We start from the raw sequence: 19,901 nt of genomic DNA on the forward strand, positions 1-19,901 counted from the left end.
GTTCTGTCGTTTTTTTTTGTAGCATTTTAATTGTTAACATTGTTAAAGAAATACATTAGTTCATAAAAAATGGAATTTGTATTTTCGAGTTTTTACTCCATATGAAGAAAACCAACTACATTATAGAAGAAATAATTGACCAATATACTATTGAAGATAATAATAGACCGTGGATAATTGGATTTAGCGGAGGAAAAGATTCTACTGTTATGCTTACTTTAGTTTGGCTAAGTTTACTTAAAATAAAAAATGAAATTGGCGAGAAGTATCTAAAAAGAGAAGTTTTTGTAGTTTGTAATGATACACTTGTAGAAAATCCTATTATTACTAATTACGTAACTGATATTATTGATAAAATTGAACAAGCAGCTCTAAAACATAAACTTCCTATAAAAACTCGAATCACTACACCAAGATTGGAGGATTCTTTTTGGGTAAACTTAATTGGAAAAGGGTATCCAGCACCCAACAATGCTTTTAGGTGGTGTACTGAAAGACTTAAGATAAAGCCAACTTCCCGTTTTATCGATGAAATTGTTAGTGATGAAGAAAATGACCACCATGAAGCTATTGTGCTTGTAGGAACTAGGAAAAGTGAGAGTTCAACGAGAGCTAAATCTATAAAAAAGCATGAAATAAAAGGTAAGCGTCTTACCAAACATCCTTTACAGAAGAATGTTTTTGTTTACTCTCCAATCAAAGAACTTCATTTAGAAGAAGTTTGGTATATAATCAATACTTTTAAATCTCCTTGGGGCGCTGAAAAAAATCAGTTGTTTAATTTGTATTCAGATGCAAGTGCTGATGATTACGAATGCCCCACAATGGTATCTGATAAGGAGCATAAATCATGTGGGCAAAGTAGGTTTGGTTGTTGGACTTGTACCGTTGTAAAAAAGGATAAATCTATATCTGCTCAGATTGAAAATGGGCAAGAATGGTTAATACCCTTGAGAGATGTAAGAGATTGGATTCAAGAACAACGTAATATTATTAAAAATAGAGAACCTCACAGAAGAAATGGTGCGCCTGCTCAAAACGAAATGGGTGTAGTGAAATTAAAACATAGGGCAGAAATTCTTGAAAGAGTTTTTGATGCTCAAAAAAAGGTTAACGATATGGGTTACGACATTGAGTTAATCAATAATCAAGAGTTAATCGCTATACAGGTTACATGGTATCGAGATTTATATTTTGATTTCAAAGTCGCTGACATTTATAATAAAGTATTCAATAAAAATCTTGATATGAAGGAACATAACGAACTCATTCAGAAAGAAGAAGAAATTCTCTTAGCAGCTTGCAACAATGATAAGAAACAATTTGTACTTATCCAAGATTTACTAAAGCTCGAAAAGGCAAAAACTATTATGATGAAAAGAAGAGGTCTAATAGAAGATATTGAAAATAGATACAAACAGTTTATTTCAGCATAATGATTATAAAGTCTATCGAACTTAATGATTTTCGGATATACAAAGGAAAAAACCCTATCGACTTAGGAGTTTCCAAAGATGAAAATATCATTATTATAAGCGGAAAAAATGGGTTTGGTAAAACCACATTTCTAATGTCATTAGTATGGTGCCTTTATGGAAGGCAAATGAGCGATGTAGATGACATTTATAAAAAAGAAATTGAAAGCAATGGTAATTATCGTCAGTATATAAAAAGTAGTTTAAATAGTAAAGCAGAATACGAAGGAAAAACTAAGTTTTCAGTTTCTGTAACCTTTTCAGACATAACTACTATTCCAGACGTAACTTGTAATGAATTAAAAATCACAAGAACCTATTTCACTAAGGGAAATAAAGAAGAGGATTTAGAAATACTTATTGATGGTCAAAAAAGTGAGCTTGTCCAGGATGTAGGTGCTGAGCATTTTATTAGGGATTTTATTATGCCTAAAGAGATAGCGAAATTTTTCTTTTTCGATGCTGAAAAAATCGTTTCTCTTGCCGAAATACATACCGCTGAGCAAAGGCAGAAATTAAGTAGAGCATATTCAGAAGTTTTAGGAATAAAGCAGTATCAAAGCCTAAAGGAAGATTTAGAACAATACTTAGAAAAGCTTAAGTCAGAAACCGCAAACACAAAAGAGAAAGCCGAATTAAAGAGATTAACTACAGATGCTGAAATAGCAGATGATAGAATTAAAGAGGTTCGTGATGAAATTAATAATTTGGAAGAAGAAGCTTCTGGGTTAAAATATGAAATTAATAAACTACAAGAAAAACTTATTAAACAAGGTAGTGTTATTACAGTGGAGCAACTTAATGAACTTAAAGAAAGGAAAGATGAGCTTGAAAAGCAAGTCGCTATTTTAAATACCGAATTAAAAAATCATTATGAAATTATCCCTTTCGCTATTGCTGGTAATTTACTTACCGAAGTACTTGAACAGGTAATACTTGAACGAGATATAATAAGTCAAAAATTTAATCAAGGTAAAGTTGAGCAAGTAGCTGATAATATTATTAACGACCTTATTAAAATTCCTCATCCTAAAGAACTTGTAATTCATCATGAGGTTCAATCTTTTTATGTAAATAGCCTAAAAGGTTTAATATCCAAGCATCTTGGTGGAGACTCTCAAAAGAAAGATGGTAATGATGATGAGGATAAAGTAATCCATAATTTATCTGAAACATCTAAAGCAGAACTAAACCAGTTTATTAATAATATTAGGTTGTCGTTTAAAGAAACGTTTAATCGTATAAACAGTGATTACGTGAGGTCTAAGAATGAATTAAATGATATTAATAAAAGAATTAAGCTTGCTGAAGAAAAGTCGGAGAATCCACTTGTAAAGGCTGATAGAGAAAGAAAAAGCGAACTTGAAAAAGAATATGATGAGATTTTGAGGAGTATTGGAGTTTTAGAACAAGAAGTTTTAACTAAGCAAGATGTAAAAACACAGTCGAAAAAAGAAATTAGACGAATTGCCGATAAATTAAAAGTTTCTAAAGGAAAACAGGAAATTAGTAATGAGGTAGAGAAATCTATAAAGTATCTAAAAAAGTTTATTGCTGACTTTAAGATTGAAAAGAAACATAGTCTTTCTAAAAGAATTAAAGATGGACTGGACATTCTACTTCATAAGAAAAGTTTTATAAGTGATGTAAATGTTGAGATTTTAGGGGATGATATAGAGATAAACTTAATAGATGCGAGAGGTAAAGAAATTAATAAAGATTCTTTATCCAAAGGAGAGCAACAAATGTATGCAACTGCATTGTTAAAGGGATTAGTTGATGAATCTAATATCGATTTTCCTGTATTTATAGATTCTCCTATGCAAAAATTTGACATAGACCACTCCAATAGTATTGTTAAACACTTTTACCCAAAAGTTTCTAACCAAGTAATCATATTTCCTCTTCTTAAGAAAGAAATGACTGAGGATGAGTTTAACATTTTGTTACCGAGTATTAGTAAAACGGTTTTAATTAAAAACACGGACAACGAACAATCAAGCTTTGAGCATGTAGAGAAAAAAGAAGACTTGTTTAGAGTGTTTGAAAAAGATTATCAAGATGCAGTTTAATATAAGTACATCACCCGAAAATGAGCCATTAGTAAAGTCTTTAACACAACGCATTGGACTTGGTTCGGAAAATCATATTTCAAGAATTGCCTTAGCATATTCGTTAAGCAAAGGATATACATTGGATTTAGAAAACGATTTACAATCTTTTGGAGGAAAAGAGTATAAAGACCACACCCTTTTTGGAAATTTTAAAGAATATTATATAGCATTAATTTGTCAACGCTATCAGATACACAAGGACGATACTAATATCAGGAAGTTCTTGAAAATGCATATTGACCAAGGTTTAGAATTAATACATAAATTCTTTGAAGACAATCAAAACTTTTCGGGAATAGAATTTCTGTTGGATAATATAGAGATAGGAATTGATGCTATGAATGACGGCGAAAATGCGTTTGAATTTATTAAGAATAATAACTCTTCATTAAACGAAAAAGAAAGCTATATAAAGCCTGTAAAAGTTCTTGTAGGAGAAACGGATAAAGGGAAGGATATATACTTCACTCCTAACGACACCTCTATATATGGAAATTGCCATATAGCAGTCGCTGGAAATTCAGGCACAGGGAAGTCTTATTTTTCACGGAAGATTTTAGAGCGAGTTGTTACTGAAACTAAAGGAAAAGTAAATTTTCTTTACCTTGATTTTAAAGGATTGAATGAGAGTGATAAATCTAATTCAGACTTCAAAAGTTTCTTCAACACAACAAACGCAACACTAATTGATACACCCCAAGAATCTTTTCCTGTAAATCCACTATCGTTTATTGATAATGTAAATGAGAAAAACAAGATTGTAGGCATTGGCAGATTTGTAGATATAATAGTTAAGTACGCTAACCTTGGGAATGTTCAGAAACAGCATTTAAAAGATGCTACAATAGCTGCATTTGAAAGTAGAAATGACGGTACATATCCGACTTTAAAAGAAGTTTTGGAAAATGTCTACGAAATAGCAGGAGATAAACCTACATCCTTGACTCAAATATTAATTGGGTTGACAGAAATAGAATTGTTCGATAATAAGAAGTACGGAGATTTTATAAACTCAAATTATTACCTAAGTCTTTCAGGAGACCTTAGTAAAGAAGTCAGATTTACTGCTACTTTTCTTGTTATTTACTACCTATACAATACGTTCATGAATATGGATAAAACCCCTATTGAAGATGATTATAGCGGGCTACGATATGTACTTTTAATTGACGAAGCGCATAATGTTTTTAAAGAGAAGAAGTCACAAGAGATTCTTGAAAAACTACTTAGAGAAATACGCTCGCAAGGGGTTGCAGTTATGTTAGTATCACAAGGAATAGAAGAGTTTAACCAACCAACGTTTGATTTCTCATCAATGTGTCAATCTGCTTTTTTAATGTCTATAAAAGACGGTAATAACTGGAAATCGATAAGTAAATTCTTAGGCGCAGGAGAAAAACAGCGAACTAAGATAAACCGCTCTATGGAAGCCATAAACCCTAGACAAGCAATTACGAACATTAAGGAGTTTGAATTTGGCGAGATTTTTAACACGAAATAGTTATGAGCAATAAAACTGAAAGACAATTAATTTGGGATTTTATTTCCAATAGAGCAAAAAAACCTAAGTCTTCATTTTCTTATGGTTTATATTTTATTCTTATAGTTTTTATAGTTGGGGTAACTGGGTCATTAATTTCAGCTTTTCCTTCTTATGAACTTCAAAAAGGTCAAATGGATGCTACCGCACTTAGCTTAATCGGTTATGCTGTAGTTTTACTTTGCTCTTCATCTTTAGAACTTATTTTTATTGAATTTAAAGATGACGAAGAGAAATTTGAACCTGTAAAGAAGGGTATTATAATGCTTGGCGTTGCTGTTATATTATTAAGTATAGTTTTTGGACTGGTTACATATATTATTAATAATGGTTGCTATAAATTAATTTTAAGTGTTACTGCTTGTTTACTAGCTATGTTTTTTTGGTGGATTACTAATGCGACAACTTCTTCTGTTCTTACTAATTTAGTTATTCCAGATGTTAATGAGGCTACAGGAGGAGACCCCAGTCAGTCAGAGCTTAGTGGTAACTTAACTGGTTATAATGTTTAATATGGAATTTCCGAAAAAATATAGAGCCTTACGAGTTGACCAGCCATTTGGAACTTTTTATGCAATTTCTATTTCTGCCAAAACCATTTTAGATGTTACATTTAGTGATCCACTTAGGTATAACGAAAATAAAGAACTTCAGGGTAGCCAAAGAAAATTAGATGAAAAAGGAAGGGTAAAGTCAATTGCGAGTTACATTAATGGAAATGATACCGCATTTCCTAATTCTATTATTCTTGCAGCTAATTACAATGAAAAAGGGCTAATTGAAGAAGACGATATTTTAACTTGGAAAATATCTGAATTGGATGAATTTGGAAATTATGAAATTGAAATTCCTACAAATAAAAAGCTTGCCGCCATTATAGATGGTCAACATAGGGTAAATGGATTTAAAACTGCAAGTGAGGAAAGAAAAAATGAAATGGAGCTTTTAGTTGCCATTTACTTTGACTTGCCTAATCCATATCAAGCATATCTTTTCGCAACTATAAATTATAATCAGAAAGCCGTTGACAAAAGTTTAGCATTAGAACAGTTCGGATATTTTACTGAAGTTACTGAAAGTGATACATGGTCGCCAGAATTACTTGCTGTTCATTTAACAAGAAGATTTAATGTTGAAAATGATTCTCCGTTTTATAATCATATAAAGGTAGCCCCTCAAAACGATAAATTTCTATTAGAGAAAAACCCTAAAGAAATGGACTGGCTTATATCTACCGCTACAATCGTTGATGGTATTCTAAAGCTGATTTCAAATAACCCAAAAGAGGATTCTAATCAACTTAGAAGATTTAATGACGATAAGCGGAAGAGAATGAAAATTGATAGAGTTGATACCGCTCCTTTACGAGAATTTTACTTGAGCAATAATGATTTGTTTATTTATAAAGCTATTTATAATTTTTTCAAGGTTGTAAAGTCAGAGTTATTTGATGAAGCTACTGAAAAAACTTCATACATTAAACGAACTGTTGGTATTCAAGCACTTTTTGTAATTTTAAAAGACATTTTGAAAGCGAGACTTACAGAAGATAAAGATGTTAGTCAAGAATACTTTTCAAAATTCATAGATAAATTTAAGCACATAGATTTTACGGACAATTTTTTTACTGCCTCAGGTATAGGAAAATCAAGAATTCAAAACTCTATTCTCATAAGTATTGGATTTAAAAATTATGGTGATATAAGAAATCAAGATCACTTACAAGAATATCGGCGATTAATTGAGAATTAACTTTCATTCAAAATTTTAATATGATAGCAACCTTAAAAGGGTTGCTTTTTGTTTTTATAAAGATTGATGATATTTTACTTATTTTTACTGTAATAAAATAATTGTTAGCGCAAGCTATTTATAGTGTTTCGAGAAAACTGGTAATTTTTATACACTACAACATAAATAGACTTTCGCTCACGCTACGGCGTGGGCTAGGTTTATTTGTAGTGTGGGTATACCAGTACCTCTCGAACGGTAAGCACTAGTTCCACGCTTTTTATTTGGAGCTAGTTGAGCTAATCTAAACTGGTAAAAAATGAAAACTATTTTAACACTTCTACTCACTCTCTTCCTTTTAAACACTTCCTTCAGCCAAGAAAAATTTGAAGACGATTTGGATGCTTTTAAGTTAAGAAAATTTAGAGTTGAACTTAACAGGGCTTTTAATCAACATGAAGGTTTTAGAATTTTAATGGTTAATTGGTTAGATGTAACGACCTTGAACGAGTATGAAAATTTAATGAGTAAATTTCTCGAACCAAAAATGAAAGGTATTCGTCAAATGGTTTTTGACGGTATGGCAAATAAATTATGCCCATTTAGAGAAAGGTGTGAAATGGAATTACAAAGTGTAGGTATCAGTAATGAAGAGTATTGGAGTAATTATTTAGTAAATATATATAAGCCAAGTTCTATCCAAGCCTTTTACAAAATTGATGAAGATAATCCCAACACTTTAGATAAGGTAGAAGTAATTAAACTTGTTAGTACTGAAAAATGGATGATATATAATTCTGAAAAAACTTCTAAGGGTTACTTTCAAATGGATTTTTATGAGGATTATAGTTGTAATATAGAAATGGAAATCGATAAAGTCTTATATAAATCAATAAAATGTATTAATAGTGAGAATTTAAGCGCAACACTTAAAAATCAAATGGGAGATGTTTTAGAAATTGAGTTTTTTATACCTGAATTAGCAGGAGTAGATATTGATATTTTAGGAACCAATGTAAGATTTGACTATTCATCTTTTAAAAACTAAAATCGGCAACTTGGCAGAAATTAAACTAATTTCTTATAATATGGCAGTTTAAGCAGTTTCGGCACATAAATAGATTATTTAAAATAGGTCAATTCGTGAAAACGTTTTGACCTATATTGTTTAAATAAAATATATTATTATGAACTCAGAAATTGAAATTCAAAAACTAAAAGTATTCACGTTAAAGAAGTTAATAGAGTTAAAAACCATGATTAAAGAACAAGAAAAAAAGAAAACTTGGCTAAGTGTGGCAGATGTTGAAGATGAATTTAAGTTAAGTAGAAAAACATTCGATAGGATGCGTTTGGATGGATTAAAAGTTTCACAACCAAAACTAAATGGGAAGATTTTAGTCGAGAGAGAAGTCTTGAAAACATTTTTAAACAAAAACCATGGTAGATAAAATAAAATTAATTTTAGATAATATAGAATTATCTAATGAGGCTTTCGGAAAGTTCAAATTTTTTAGTACAGCTAAAAATGATAAAAGAATTAAGGTTTTCAAGCGTTTCATTAAGAACGATTCTCGTCTTAATATTGAGTATAAAGAATATAAAATTTCGCTAACCTTATTGAGTAATGAGAAGCTTAGTAATAATAAGCTTATTATCGAGGGTAATTTTAGAAAATGGTATTTTGGCACTGATAATATTAGTGATTTAAATAAAAAAAAGTTTTGCAATGTTGTTTCTCAAGTGGCTAAAAAAATTGGAATTGAGCAAAATGTTCTTTGGAATGCGAGAGTAACTAAACTTGAAACTGGTGTAACGGTAAAATTAAAAGAAAAGCACAGGGGGATAGTAAATTGTATTTTTTCATACAAGAATTTTAGAAAAAATACTTATGATAATTCTGGTGTTGAATTTAAAGGAGAAAATTATGATGTAATATTCTACGATATGCTCAGAAGAATGTTTAATAGAAAGCATAAACTTGAGCGACAGTATAAGAAGCTAACTAAAAGTAATTTCTTTTTTAGATATGAAATTCAAGTACACAAAGTGAGTGGCGTTGATATGTTTAAAGAAAAAGCTAACACGCTACTGAAAATAAAAAATAATTGGAAATATTTAGGTCAAAACCTTATCACTACCTTAGATAATGTAAAATTTGTAGATGTTATTTCACCTTCTCAGTTCATGGAATTAAAGGGAGCAACTAAAAAGCCAATGACTGATTATTTAACCTACAAGGGTATTGAGAGTATTGGGATGGAAAACTTAAGACAATTAATAAACCAAATGAAACCCAAAAGTAGACCAGATTATAGGAGAGATTTTATTGAATTGTACGAAAAGCAATTATCAGAGGATAAAGAGGATTACGAATCTATTTTCAAAGAATTTATACAAAATAGAGTTAAAGAACTTATCTAGCAATAACCAATTATATAATAAGAGTAAGATATACCTCTAATATAAGATAATACTACTATATAGATTGAGGCGAATTATGCTTGAAGGTTTTAAGTTGGTGTAAATCTTAAACAAGTAAAATGTAATTATTTTAATAGACGGATAGACAAGTTAGGCAAGTATAGATTAAATTTTCAAGTACTTGTAGTTAACCCAATTTTTATTGGACTTTGTCGTAAAGCTTACCAGACACATTTAGAATGATGAAAATTTTAGTTTAAGAATGCCTGGCATATGTTTATTATTAATAGTTTAGAGGTTGTATTTTGAGAAATATAGGTTTTAACGATTAAACTATAATTAAATAAAAAAAATGGTTTAAAGCTTCTTTAAATGAGCCTAACATTAATATATAAAAATGTTTGCACGAATAAATATTCTGATTATCTTTGGCAAATCTTAAATGATGGATTTATCATGGTAAAAAACCCCTGTATAAACCCCTTTGAGAATTGAAAAACTGATAATTCCTATAAAATATAGTGCGGGAGCAAGGTTTTAATGCCTTCTCGTCCAGACCGCAATTAAAATGTTGTGTTGAGTCACTTACATGTGGCTTGTGGTTTAGAAATAGACCGATGAGAAGCTTATCCGAATGGATGGGCTTTTTTTGTTTCTGTTAACTTCTAATGTTGATAATGTAAAATAAGCTTTATCAAGTAGAATAGTATTCAAATACTTTTTTAAATTTTAAGAAACAGTTAGCACCTAATAACTTATATTTTATAAAAAGTGTTCTTTATTTTTACATTATGATATCAGAAATTATACAAAATCGTCGCTCCGTTTATCCGGATTCATATTCCAAAGAGCTTATTACAAAAAATGAAATAAATCAAATCCTTGAGTCAGCTAATTGGGCTCCCACACACAAACGCACAGAGCCCTGGCGATTTAAGGTGTTTCATACAGAAGAAGCTCGACAAAACTTATCTGAATTTTTAGGGAGGGCATACGCAAAGTCCGTAAGTCAGGTTTCAGATTTTAAACAAAAAAAGATGGAACAAAAAGCATTGCAGTCAGGTTGTGTAATTGCTATTTGTATGCAGCGCGATCCTCAAGAACGTATTCCAGAGTGGGAAGAAGTTGCTGCTACTGCTATGGCGGTCCAAAATATGTGGCTTACTGCCTACGACCTACATATAGGTGCTTATTGGAGTTCACCAGGATTAATCAAATTCTTTCATGAATACGTCCCACTAAATGAAGGTGAAAAATGCCTTGGTTTTTTCTATATGGGTAAAATGCATGGGGAAGTGCCTCAGGGAAATAGAAATTCATCTATAGAAGAAAAAACAAGGTGGTTCTAAATTTTTTGATGACATTATACAAGTGTTTCGATGGAAGGATAAACCTTCTAAAATGAAACCAATACATGTATTACTCGTTTGTCTCCTTTGTCTAATTGTTTCCTGCAGTAAAAATGATGACGGAAATCCGCAAAATGATTTTGCAAATTTCACTTCAGAAATCTGTGTGGATGCTAATGGAAATCCTGGAATCGTAGGTATCCCAGCTTTATATTGGGATTATTCTAACGCTAGGCCGGTTCCTTTAACTCAAATTCCAACCATTGCCAATCCAGGGCAACAATTTATTCATAGTGGATATCCTCAACTTGGTTTTACATTGCCTGCAGGCTATACTGCTCAAGAAATTTCAAGTGCAAATCCTCCTGTAGTAGGAGTGAATGTCATTCGAAATGATAATCAAGCACTTTGGCAGTATGTACCACTACTTTCAGTACAGGGGCAAGTGCCTATCAATGATATAGTAGCATTTCAAGTGAACTCCATGTTCAATTTTCATAATTTTAATGGAAACTTCAATGTATTATGTACCGCTACTCGGACGATGAATCAAAGCGGACTTCAATTCACATTTGGTGCCCGATTGATTCAATTTGGAAATTTTACCGGACTTGTGTGGGTAAATACACTATACTCACCTGGCACCAATTTCACTTCAGTTTCTGTGTCTATTTCTTCGGCTCCTACAGCCGATTTCAACGCAGAGGTGTTTAATACGTTTCTTCCTATAAGCTTTCAGTTACTAGTTATAGATGATGGAGTAAGGGATAGTGACCTGGATGGTTTCCCTGATAATATCGATGCATTTCCATTTGATCCAAACAGACATTAAAGAGTAATTAGCCAAATTACTTGCAACCTTCCAAAGAAATAATTCTTTGGAAGGTTTTTTTTAAATAAAATATATAACTAAAAAATTAGTTTAAACTAATTTTTTAGTTATATTTGAATTCAGAAAAGTATATACATGAAACAACTCACAAAAGCAGAAGAAGATATTATGCAGGTACTCTGGCAACTTGGAGAAGCCAATGTCGCGGCAATTATAGAAGAATTACCAGAGCCTAAACCAGCCTATAACACGGTTTCTACCATTGTTCGAATTCTGGAAAGTAAAGACTTCGTCGATTACCGAAAAGAGGGAAGAGGACATATTTACTTTCCGAAAGTAAAAAAAGAAGCCTATAGTCATCAATCGATACATAAATTGGTCGATGGATATTTTCAGGGTTCTTTTAAAAGTATGGTATCGTTTTTTATGAAGAAGAATGATATTACGCTTATCGAAATGGAAACCATCTTAAACGAACTTCAGAAAAACGAAACAAAATGATACATTATATCCTACAAACTGTGGCATTTCAACTGCTATTTTTAGTAGTGTATGATCTTTTTTTGAAGAAGGAGACCTTCTTTAATTATAACAGAGTGTATCTCTTGCTTTCGCCACTGCTTAGTTTTGTGCTGCCGCTCATTCAAATAAATGCATTAAAACAGCAAATACCTTCAGAATATTATGTACAGTTACCCACCGTATTATTAGGAGATATTTCGACTGTTTCGAGTGGAATTACAACAACAGCAATAGCTTCGGAAAGTATTTCGGTTTTTCAAATCCTTTCAATCATTTGGGTAGTTGGGCTCACAATTTCAGTATTAATTTTCGGCATAAAAGCCTATAAAATTTATAGGCTGAAACAACTCGCAACGCTTAAATCTATGGATGGAATTTCGTTCTATGAAATTCCTGGCACTGATACTGCATTTACTTTTTTAAAAACAATCTTTTTAGGAGCAGCACTTTCAGAAATACAACAAAAAAGTATTTTGTTACACGAACAAGTGCATGTAAAGGAAAACCACTTTGCAGATCTGCTATTTTTTGAACTGCTTCGTATGGTATGCTGGTTTAATCCGTTAGTCTATATTTTTCAGCAACGCGTATCGGTATTACAGGAGTACAAAGCAGACGCTGTCGTTATAAAGCAGCAGTCGAAGCAGGAGTATTATCATAATTTACTTTCTCAGGTTTTTAGCGTAGACCATATTTCATTTATCAATACATTTTTTAATCATTCATTACTCAAAAAACGAATCGTCATGTTACAAAAATCAAAATCCAAACGTATTTTTCAATTAAAGTATTTATTATTAGTTCCTGTAGTCTTCGGAATGCTTCTCTATGCTTCATGCACCAATGAAGGTTCTAAAGAAGTTACACAGGATGACACCGAAGTCATGCAAAAGATCAATGAACTTTCTGAAGCAATTATGAAAAAAGGAAATATTTCTGATGAGGAAATGAAAGCATTAAAATTCCTTTCTGCTGAAGCAAAAGAAGGAGATAAGATTTACGTATCGGTACAAGAATATCTTGATGATCCAGATGCCAAAGAATATACAACTACTGTGGTTGAAACTCAAGAAATTGAAGGTATTCCATTTTCTTTGTTGGATAAAGCACCTGTTTTTCCAGGTTGTGAAGGCATGAGTGCCGAAGATAACAAAGTGTGTTTTACAACAATGATTAACGAGCATATAGCCGCTAATTTTAATACGAAATTAAGTGAGGAATTAGGATTATCTGGCCGACAAAGAATTACTACAGTATTTAAAATTTCTCAAAAAGGAATGGTAGAAGGCATTCAAGTGAATGCTCCTCATCCAAATCTTGAAGCTGAAGCTAAGCGTGTGTTATTAATGCTTCCTAAAATGGAGCCAGGAGAGGCAAAAGGAAAAAGAGTAAATGTATTGTATAATCTGCCTATTCTATTTGAAATAAATGAATAAACTTTTCATTTTTTTACTATTTGGTTTTATAGTTCAAGCCGGTGCTCAAAATGCATCGGCTTTACAACTTGCCGATAGTTTGTATGCGCTTGGAAATTATAATCAGGCAATTTTGCACTATAAAACAGCAGGAAACTCTGCTACGGTCTATAATAAGCTGGCAAAAGCCTATGAGGCAGCAGGGAATACTTCCGAAGCACTAACGTATTATAAAAAATCATTAGGCTTAAATCACAAAGCAACGATCACAGCCTATCATTATGCAAAACTTTTAACTGAGGCTGGTAGATTAGAAGCGGCAGATAGTCTTTTTAATACCTTGATTGAAGCGAATCCTAACAATGCTAATTTCGTATATGAGTTAGGACAAGTAAAAGAAAAAAGAAATGATTCGACTGCAATTAATAGCTACAATTTTGCATATGCTTTAGATAGTAGCCATCTAAATACATTATATAAATTAGCAAGGCACCATACTGTTAAACGAAATTTCTCTTCTGCATTAAAATTTATAGATCAAGGGCTGGCAATTGATTCAAAGAGTAACCGTTTTATAACGTTACGAGCGCTGGTCGCATTCTATTATAAAAATTATCACGAAGCTGTGAAGAATTTTGAGCTGTTGCTGGCTGCCAATCAGAGTAATGAACAACTACACGAAAATTTAGCAATTAGCTATGCTCAGACCAACCAATTTGAGAAAGCGATTGAGCAATACACGATTCTAATCAACGATTATAACGATAAAATCCCGTCCTATCATTTTAATCTGGCAAAGGCGTATCAAGCAATACGATATTTTGATAAAGCAATACGACATACCGAAATCGCCATTGTATTGCAGGATGTCACTCTAGAAAGAGAATACCTTCAGCTCGCAAACATTTATAAGAAACAGGGAAATTCTAAATTGGTTTTTGAAATGATGGGTAAGGCGGTTGCTGAAAATCCAGAAAGTGAGATACTACAATATCAGCGCGCCATAGCTGCAGACAATTATTTTAAGGATAGACAGAGCATCATTGACTTTTATGAAGGGTATCTCAATAAATTTGGAGACAACGCAAGCTACAGTGATCTGGCAAAACAGCGTATAAGCGATCTTAAAAAAGAAATCCATTTTGAAAAAGACTAAGTCTCCCTAAATTTTGGTACTTTTCGGGGAGCATTGATTTTAGAAATGAAAAATAGCTTTCTTTTATTGGGTATCATATTTTTGCTGAGTTCTTGTCAGTTTTTTGAAACTGAAAAAATACCTTCAGAAACATTCTATGCAGAAGAACTGGAAACTATCGATTGGCATGAAGTTGATCGCTATCCTTTATTTAAAGACTGTGAGGAATCTTCAGAAAAAGAAATTCAGAAAAGATGTTTTGAAGCAATACTTACTACAAAAATGTATCAATCTATAAGTGATCAATCGCTGATAGCTTCTCAAAAAATAATCGATACTTTATACCTCACCATGTTGGTTTCTCAAGAAGGGGCACTTTCGATAACCGAATTAAAAATTGACAGTGTGACGCGACGTGATTTTCCTAAATTAGAAGCTATGATCCTAAGTGCCGTAGATTCTATGCAACTGGTTGCGCCTGCGTATAAAAGAGGAATTCCGGTACGAACACAATTTACACTTCCTGTTGTTTTACAAAGCGAATAATTTTATAAGCTAAATTTATAGCCTACCGAAAGATCCAGTGGAAATTCGTCATTACTACTCACTCCTACCGCCACAATATCATTATACGTAACAAATAAATAGCCGTTCCCTAGTTTAATATCGGCTCCCAAACCAAAAGCTCCTGGAGCACTAAAATCTGTGCCTTTGCGCTCTTCTGTAACGGTTACGGGGGCATCGGCTGGACCAGGCATTGTAAATGTAATGCTTCGTTTACTATTGGTTAATGCAACAAACTTTGTATTTACGTATACATCTACAGTAGCCGATTTAATAAACTTAAACCGATAGTTTAACGAGAGTTGCGATGCACTGTAATCATAGGCATCACTGGAAAAGGTTTGTTTAAACCTAAAAACAACAGCATGTCTTCTCAACTTAACATCGTCTGTAACTTCAAAATCAAATCCTGCAGTCAATAGATTTTCATTATCAGTATTTGAGGTAAAAATTGCATTGGAAGTTCCTAAAAAGGGTCCCAACCGAAAGCTGGGTTGAAACGCAGTCTCTCTCGCGTCAAAGTTAGGGTCTTTTCGTTTATTATAGTCATTAAAAAAATTGCGAAGGCTGGCTGTAGTTAATTTTACATTACTTACTGGCATGACCTCATCTTTGGTTAATACACGAAGTGCCTCTTTATATTCTTCTTGATATGTGCCGTTTATTTGTGTGTTTTTAAGTTCAGTAATCGCCTCTCCTTTTTTAGCAAAATAGCGGTACTCGCCATCGATAGTGTTCCAAAGCAAGGTAAGTGTTCCTTCTACTTCAGTGTTTAACGTATAGGTAGTACCTTCTACAGTATAGTCTTGTTGAGCGAAGGTAGATAGACCTATAAATAGAAAACAAAGCAGGAAGATGAGACGTTTCATAATGGTTCAGATTTGGTGCTTTAAATGTAGTAAAATTTATTAAGAAGCAGATGGGTAGTTTCTTCCTTTCCAGTAGTAGCTGCCTGCAAAACTTTTTAATAGAACAAATACTGTAAAAAAAGGATAAATACTACTACTTACTAAATAATAAGCTAAGTTCTTCTTGCTTCTGAAAAAATGAGCGCTTAAAAGAATTATAAATCCGTCAAGTATCATTTTTATGATAAATAATAGGAGTAGCGGGATAAGCATTTCCTGCTGAAAAAACACAACCAAACATGCAGCTAGAAACCAAAGATTTGTAAAAAAGACGAGTAAACCTATAGCTTTTGATAGGAGACTTTTTTGTGTTGATGTTTTAGATGCCCATCGTACCCGCTGATTGATAAGTGCAGCCCATTTTTGTTGAGGGCTTGTAGCAACAATTGCATTTCTTGATTTTAAAAAACCAACCTTTTTTGCATCTTTTTGAAGCGCTTTTTCCAGCATAAAAATATCATCACCACTGGCAAGATGATCGTTTCCTGAAAATCCGTTTAATGACAAAAAAAGTTGTTTTTTGTAACAGATATTAGCGCCGTTACAAAGCAATGGAACGCTATTTCCAAAACTTCCTAAAGTTAAACTCTGCAAGCTACAGTGATCAAATTGCTGAAAGTTTTGAAGCAATCCGTTGCCAGTTTGTAACGAAACTGGCGCTGCTATAAACTCAAAAGCATGATTTTGAATAAAAGCATCTAATGCCTGAAGCCACTGTGCAGGAACCGTACAATCGGCATCGGTAGTGACAATCCATTCATGCTGAGCTATTTTTATCGCCTTGGTAATTGCATCTTTTTTTGGAGAAGCAGAGAGTCTTTTGTTTTTTATGAGTTGAATGTGCAGGGGATTGTCAATTCGAACAAGGCGAGAAATCTCATCCTGAATTATTTTTACAGAAGAATCTTCCGACTCATCATCTACTAAAATAAGTTCGAATAAGTGTTTCGGATAATTAAGATTTTTCAGCGATTCAATGAGCGTTGGTAAATGTTCGGCTTCATTTCGAAACGGAATAATTACTGTAAAGGTCGTTATTGGAATAAATTTTTCCGAAGAAAATTCAGCGAGTCTTAAAAAACCTACAACTACCCAAAGTAACACCAGCGCATAGCAAACCATTAATACAATTCCTGTGATAATCATAAACTTTTAGGTTTCTGTTTCAGAAATAAGATGCTTCCTACTATGGCCGGAAAAACAAAATTTAGTACCCACATAATCAATACGGTACTTAACACGATGAGTTCGCCTACTTCAGCTAAAGAAAATAACCAAACAGCTACACCACCACGAACAACACCATCAAAAATAAAGACCGATGGAATTACAGAAACCAATAAATACATGCTAAAAATTAAAGGCATTGCCTCTAGATAGGTTAGTGAGGCGCCAAAAAAACACAATAGTAAAAAGAACAACCCACTAAAAATTATATAGCGAAGTAGTGAGAGCAAAATGATCTTTGCTTTTAGGTGCTTCGGAATTTTTTTAAAGTACTGAAACACCTTTTTAAGGGTTAAGCCTTTGAGTAACAATTGCCGTTCTTTTAATAGATAGCCTAGCAAACAAAATCCTAATAGCACAATGCCAAGTAATAAGACATTTAAAAAAGAAATCTCAATATCGAATTTAGGAATAATCACGCTCAAACCTAAAAGTCCGAAAATTAAGGTGATCAACAATTGAGCATTGTTATGAAAAAAATTGAGTAGTAACACTTGTTTCCGAAATGGCTTTTGGAAAAAATAAGCTTTTGCACCGTATTCTCCAATCCGATTTGGAGTAATAAGAGAAACTGAAAGAGAGATAAGACTTTGCTTAATAGAATTGCGAAAAGAGATAGACTGTAAAGCTGAAACTGTTTCTTTCCATTTTAAACTTTCAAGCAGCCAGTTTAAAACTGCCAGTCCAATAAAAAACAATAGCGTACTCCAGTGATCCGTATTTTTTGAAAATACAGTTTCCAGAAATTCATTTAAATTTTCATTGACCTCTGTATTTATTTTATGATAGATATACCAGAATGTACTACCAATAATAAAAACCTTTAGGGCAGCGAGCAGATATTGTTTAGCTTTGTGAGAAATAGATAGCATCGAAAACGAAGTTAATCATTTCAGTTTTTAAAATTACACCGCTTGGCTACAGAAAAAATTATATTGGGGATCGACCCGGGAACGACCATTATGGGTTTTGGACTGATAAAAGTGGTACGTAAAAAAATGCATTTTTTGCAATTAAATGAACTTCAGCTCTCTAAATATGATGATCATTACGTCCGGTTAAAATATATTTTTGAACGCACCGTTGAACTAATTGATACCTTTCACCCCGATGAGATTGCGATTGAAGCGCCGTTCTTCGGAAAGAATGTACAATCCATGCTAAAACTAGGTCGCGCTCAGGGTGTCGCGATGGCAGCAGGTCTATCAAGACAGATTCCAATCACCGAATATTCTCCAAAAAAAATTAAAATGGCTATTACTGGCAACGGAAATGCTAGCAAAGAACAGGTGGCAAAAATGCTGCAAAGCACACTTGGCTTAAAAGAGTTACCTAAAAACCTGGATAGTACCGATGGCTTGGCAGCAGCGGTTTGTCATTTTTATAATTCGGGAAAAATTACGGCTGGAAAAAGTTACACAGGCTGGTCGGCCTTTGTAAAACAGAATGAGAAGCGGGTGGATAAATAAAATAATCTTATGGAAGAAGAATTTTCTAAATACTCAAAAAGCTCGTCAAAACCTAAAATATCCTATCTTTTAGGAGCAGGAGCCAGTTATAATTCTGTCCCAATTTGGAAACAACAAGGTTCTACAATATTTCAAATTGCATCAAAAATTTTAGCAATGATTAAAGAAGGTTACAGTAAGTCTTATGATTCAATAGATGAATATAATATTGAGGGAAGCACTTATTTAGTTAAGTTTTTTGAAAAAATGAAGTTTTTTGGTGAGAAAGCCCTAGAATTTGGGTCAATTGATATCTATGCAAGAAAACTTTGGCTTTTAGAAAACAAATCAGAATTAAATGAACTAAAAGCTGCAGTTAGTGTTTACCTAGATTTATGGGAAAACTTCTATTATAAAGACTTTAAAATTGGAAAAAGTGATGGAAATTATTCAAGACTGGATAATAGATATTTAAGCCTGTTATCAATTCTTCTTGAAAAGGAAAACATTTCGTATCCAAAATTATCTGATGATATTAACTTTTTTTCCTGGAATTATGATTTGCAATTAGAAACTGCCTTCTCAAAATTTTGTTGTAAACCTATTAATAATTTAATAGAACTAAATAGTATAATTCCTTATTCAAACTTATTAAAAAATGACATTAATGAAAATCAAAGTATATTTCATTTAAATGGGCATAGGGGGATTTTTAAATTCGATAAAGACTATGTTGAAACGGTACAACATAACAATTTAAAAAACTGGAGAAGTTATTTAGGTCAATTAAAATCTAATTTAGAAGTGAGCAGAAGATTCAATAATGACTTTAGTAATAGCATTAATTATTCATGGGAAATGAAAAAAACTCAAAGAGACCTATTAAAAGCAAAATTTGGTGATACAGATGTTCTTATTATCATTGGATATTCTTTCCCTGCATTTAACAGAGCTTTAGATTCCGAACTTTTCGGATCTTTAAATTTAAATAATTTAGAAGTAGTTTTTCAAAGTCCTAGCGCTAATAAATCAATAATTAAGACATTAAACCCTAATATTAAAGAAAATAACATCAAAATCTTAAACTCTGTAGAAGATTTATCATCATTTTATATTCCTAGTTCTTTTCTGTATAATTATAAAGAACCAATTTATATATAATTAAAAAAGCTCCTCATTTCTGGGGAGCTTTAGTGCGGATGACAGGAACCTGCCTG

The 19,901-nt window shown here is 32.4% G+C and carries 19 protein-coding genes; 16 read left to right on the plus strand and 3 right to left on the minus strand.

Features of this window, described 5'->3' with window-relative positions:
* Positions 1-101 precede the first annotated feature (101 nt).
* From dndC to ACFQO1_RS02140, 14 genes are all read left to right on the plus strand, one after another.
* On the plus strand, positions 102-1,436 hold the full coding sequence (gene dndC / locus ACFQO1_RS02075) for a DNA phosphorothioation system sulfurtransferase DndC (RefSeq protein WP_380216227.1): 1,335 nt from the start codon (positions 102-104) through the stop codon (positions 1,434-1,436).
* Entirely contained in the window at positions 1,436-3,547 is a 2,112-nt protein-coding gene (gene dndD, locus ACFQO1_RS02080) for a DNA sulfur modification protein DndD (RefSeq protein ID WP_380216229.1), read from the plus strand. The genes dndC and dndD overlap by 1 nt, the downstream gene beginning before the upstream one ends.
* Complete coding sequence (locus ACFQO1_RS02085; protein ID WP_380216231.1) at positions 3,537-5,090, plus strand: DndE family protein; 1,554 nt, start codon at positions 3,537-3,539, stop codon at positions 5,088-5,090. Before dndD ends, ACFQO1_RS02085 begins: the two co-directional genes overlap by 11 nt.
* Before the next feature lie 2 nt (positions 5,091-5,092).
* Positions 5,093-5,641, plus strand: a complete 549-nt coding sequence (locus ACFQO1_RS02090; protein WP_380216233.1) for a hypothetical protein — start codon at positions 5,093-5,095, stop codon at positions 5,639-5,641.
* A 1-nt stretch (position 5,642) separates the two neighbouring features.
* Positions 5,643-6,881: a DNA phosphorothioation-associated DGQHR protein 1 gene (locus ACFQO1_RS02095; RefSeq protein WP_380216235.1), complete on the plus strand. Its 1,239-nt coding sequence runs from the start codon at positions 5,643-5,645 to the stop codon at positions 6,879-6,881.
* A 298-nt stretch (positions 6,882-7,179) separates the two neighbouring features.
* Positions 7,180-7,908, plus strand: coding sequence for a hypothetical protein (locus ACFQO1_RS02100; protein ID WP_380216237.1), 729 nt, complete (start codon positions 7,180-7,182; stop codon positions 7,906-7,908).
* A 139-nt stretch (positions 7,909-8,047) separates the two neighbouring features.
* A complete protein-coding gene (locus ACFQO1_RS02105; protein WP_380216239.1) occupies positions 8,048-8,311 on the plus strand; it encodes a hypothetical protein in 264 nt (87 codons plus the stop codon).
* A complete protein-coding gene (locus tag ACFQO1_RS02110; protein ID WP_380216241.1) occupies positions 8,301-9,284 on the plus strand; it encodes a hypothetical protein in 984 nt (327 codons plus the stop codon). Before ACFQO1_RS02105 ends, ACFQO1_RS02110 begins: the two co-directional genes overlap by 11 nt.
* 791 nt (positions 9,285-10,075) lie before the next feature.
* Positions 10,076-10,633, plus strand: coding sequence for a nitroreductase family protein (locus ACFQO1_RS02115; protein ID WP_380216243.1), 558 nt, complete (start codon positions 10,076-10,078; stop codon positions 10,631-10,633).
* Between the two features lie 52 nt (positions 10,634-10,685).
* Positions 10,686-11,465 carry a hypothetical protein gene (locus ACFQO1_RS02120; RefSeq protein ID WP_380216245.1) on the plus strand — a complete coding sequence of 260 codons (780 nt, stop codon included), beginning with the start codon at positions 10,686-10,688 and terminating at the stop codon, positions 11,463-11,465.
* 135 nt (positions 11,466-11,600) lie between these two features.
* A complete protein-coding gene (locus ACFQO1_RS02125; RefSeq protein WP_380216246.1) occupies positions 11,601-11,966 on the plus strand; it encodes a BlaI/MecI/CopY family transcriptional regulator in 366 nt (121 codons plus the stop codon).
* Positions 11,963-13,423, plus strand: coding sequence for a M56 family metallopeptidase (locus ACFQO1_RS02130; RefSeq protein WP_380216248.1), 1,461 nt, complete (start codon positions 11,963-11,965; stop codon positions 13,421-13,423). The genes ACFQO1_RS02125 and ACFQO1_RS02130 overlap by 4 nt, the downstream gene beginning before the upstream one ends.
* Positions 13,416-14,558, plus strand: a complete 1,143-nt coding sequence (locus tag ACFQO1_RS02135; RefSeq protein ID WP_380216250.1) for a tetratricopeptide repeat protein — start codon at positions 13,416-13,418, stop codon at positions 14,556-14,558. Before ACFQO1_RS02130 ends, ACFQO1_RS02135 begins: the two co-directional genes overlap by 8 nt.
* A 45-nt stretch (positions 14,559-14,603) precedes the next feature.
* Positions 14,604-15,083 carry a hypothetical protein gene (locus tag ACFQO1_RS02140; RefSeq protein WP_380216252.1) on the plus strand — a complete coding sequence of 160 codons (480 nt, stop codon included), beginning with the start codon at positions 14,604-14,606 and terminating at the stop codon, positions 15,081-15,083.
* Between the two features lie 2 nt (positions 15,084-15,085).
* Here the strand turns inward: ACFQO1_RS02140 and ACFQO1_RS02145 are convergent, their stop codons facing one another.
* From ACFQO1_RS02145 to ACFQO1_RS02155, 3 genes are read right to left on the minus strand one after another with little or no spacing between them, the layout of a single operon-like run.
* On the minus strand, positions 15,086-15,970 hold the full coding sequence (locus tag ACFQO1_RS02145) for a hypothetical protein (protein WP_380216254.1): 885 nt from the start codon (positions 15,968-15,970) through the stop codon (positions 15,086-15,088).
* 39 nt (positions 15,971-16,009) lie between these two features.
* Entirely contained in the window at positions 16,010-17,155 is a 1,146-nt protein-coding gene (locus ACFQO1_RS02150) for a glycosyltransferase family 2 protein (RefSeq protein ID WP_380216256.1), read from the minus strand.
* A complete protein-coding gene (locus ACFQO1_RS02155; protein WP_380216258.1) occupies positions 17,152-18,108 on the minus strand; it encodes a lysylphosphatidylglycerol synthase domain-containing protein in 957 nt (318 codons plus the stop codon). The genes ACFQO1_RS02150 and ACFQO1_RS02155 overlap by 4 nt, the downstream gene beginning before the upstream one ends.
* Before the next feature lie 42 nt (positions 18,109-18,150).
* On the opposite strand from ACFQO1_RS02155, the gene ruvC reads away from it, so the two are divergent.
* Both ruvC and ACFQO1_RS02165 read left to right on the plus strand, forming a co-directional pair.
* Complete coding sequence (ruvC, locus tag ACFQO1_RS02160) at positions 18,151-18,705, plus strand: crossover junction endodeoxyribonuclease RuvC (RefSeq protein ID WP_380216260.1); 555 nt, start codon at positions 18,151-18,153, stop codon at positions 18,703-18,705.
* A 9-nt stretch (positions 18,706-18,714) separates the two neighbouring features.
* Positions 18,715-19,845 carry a hypothetical protein gene (locus ACFQO1_RS02165; protein WP_380216262.1) on the plus strand — a complete coding sequence of 377 codons (1,131 nt, stop codon included), beginning with the start codon at positions 18,715-18,717 and terminating at the stop codon, positions 19,843-19,845.
* The last annotated feature ends 56 nt before the right edge of the window (positions 19,846-19,901 follow it).

The sequence above is a fragment of the Jejudonia soesokkakensis genome, from assembly GCF_042664795.1.
Taxonomy (GTDB): domain Bacteria; phylum Bacteroidota; class Bacteroidia; order Flavobacteriales; family Flavobacteriaceae; genus Jejudonia; species Jejudonia soesokkakensis.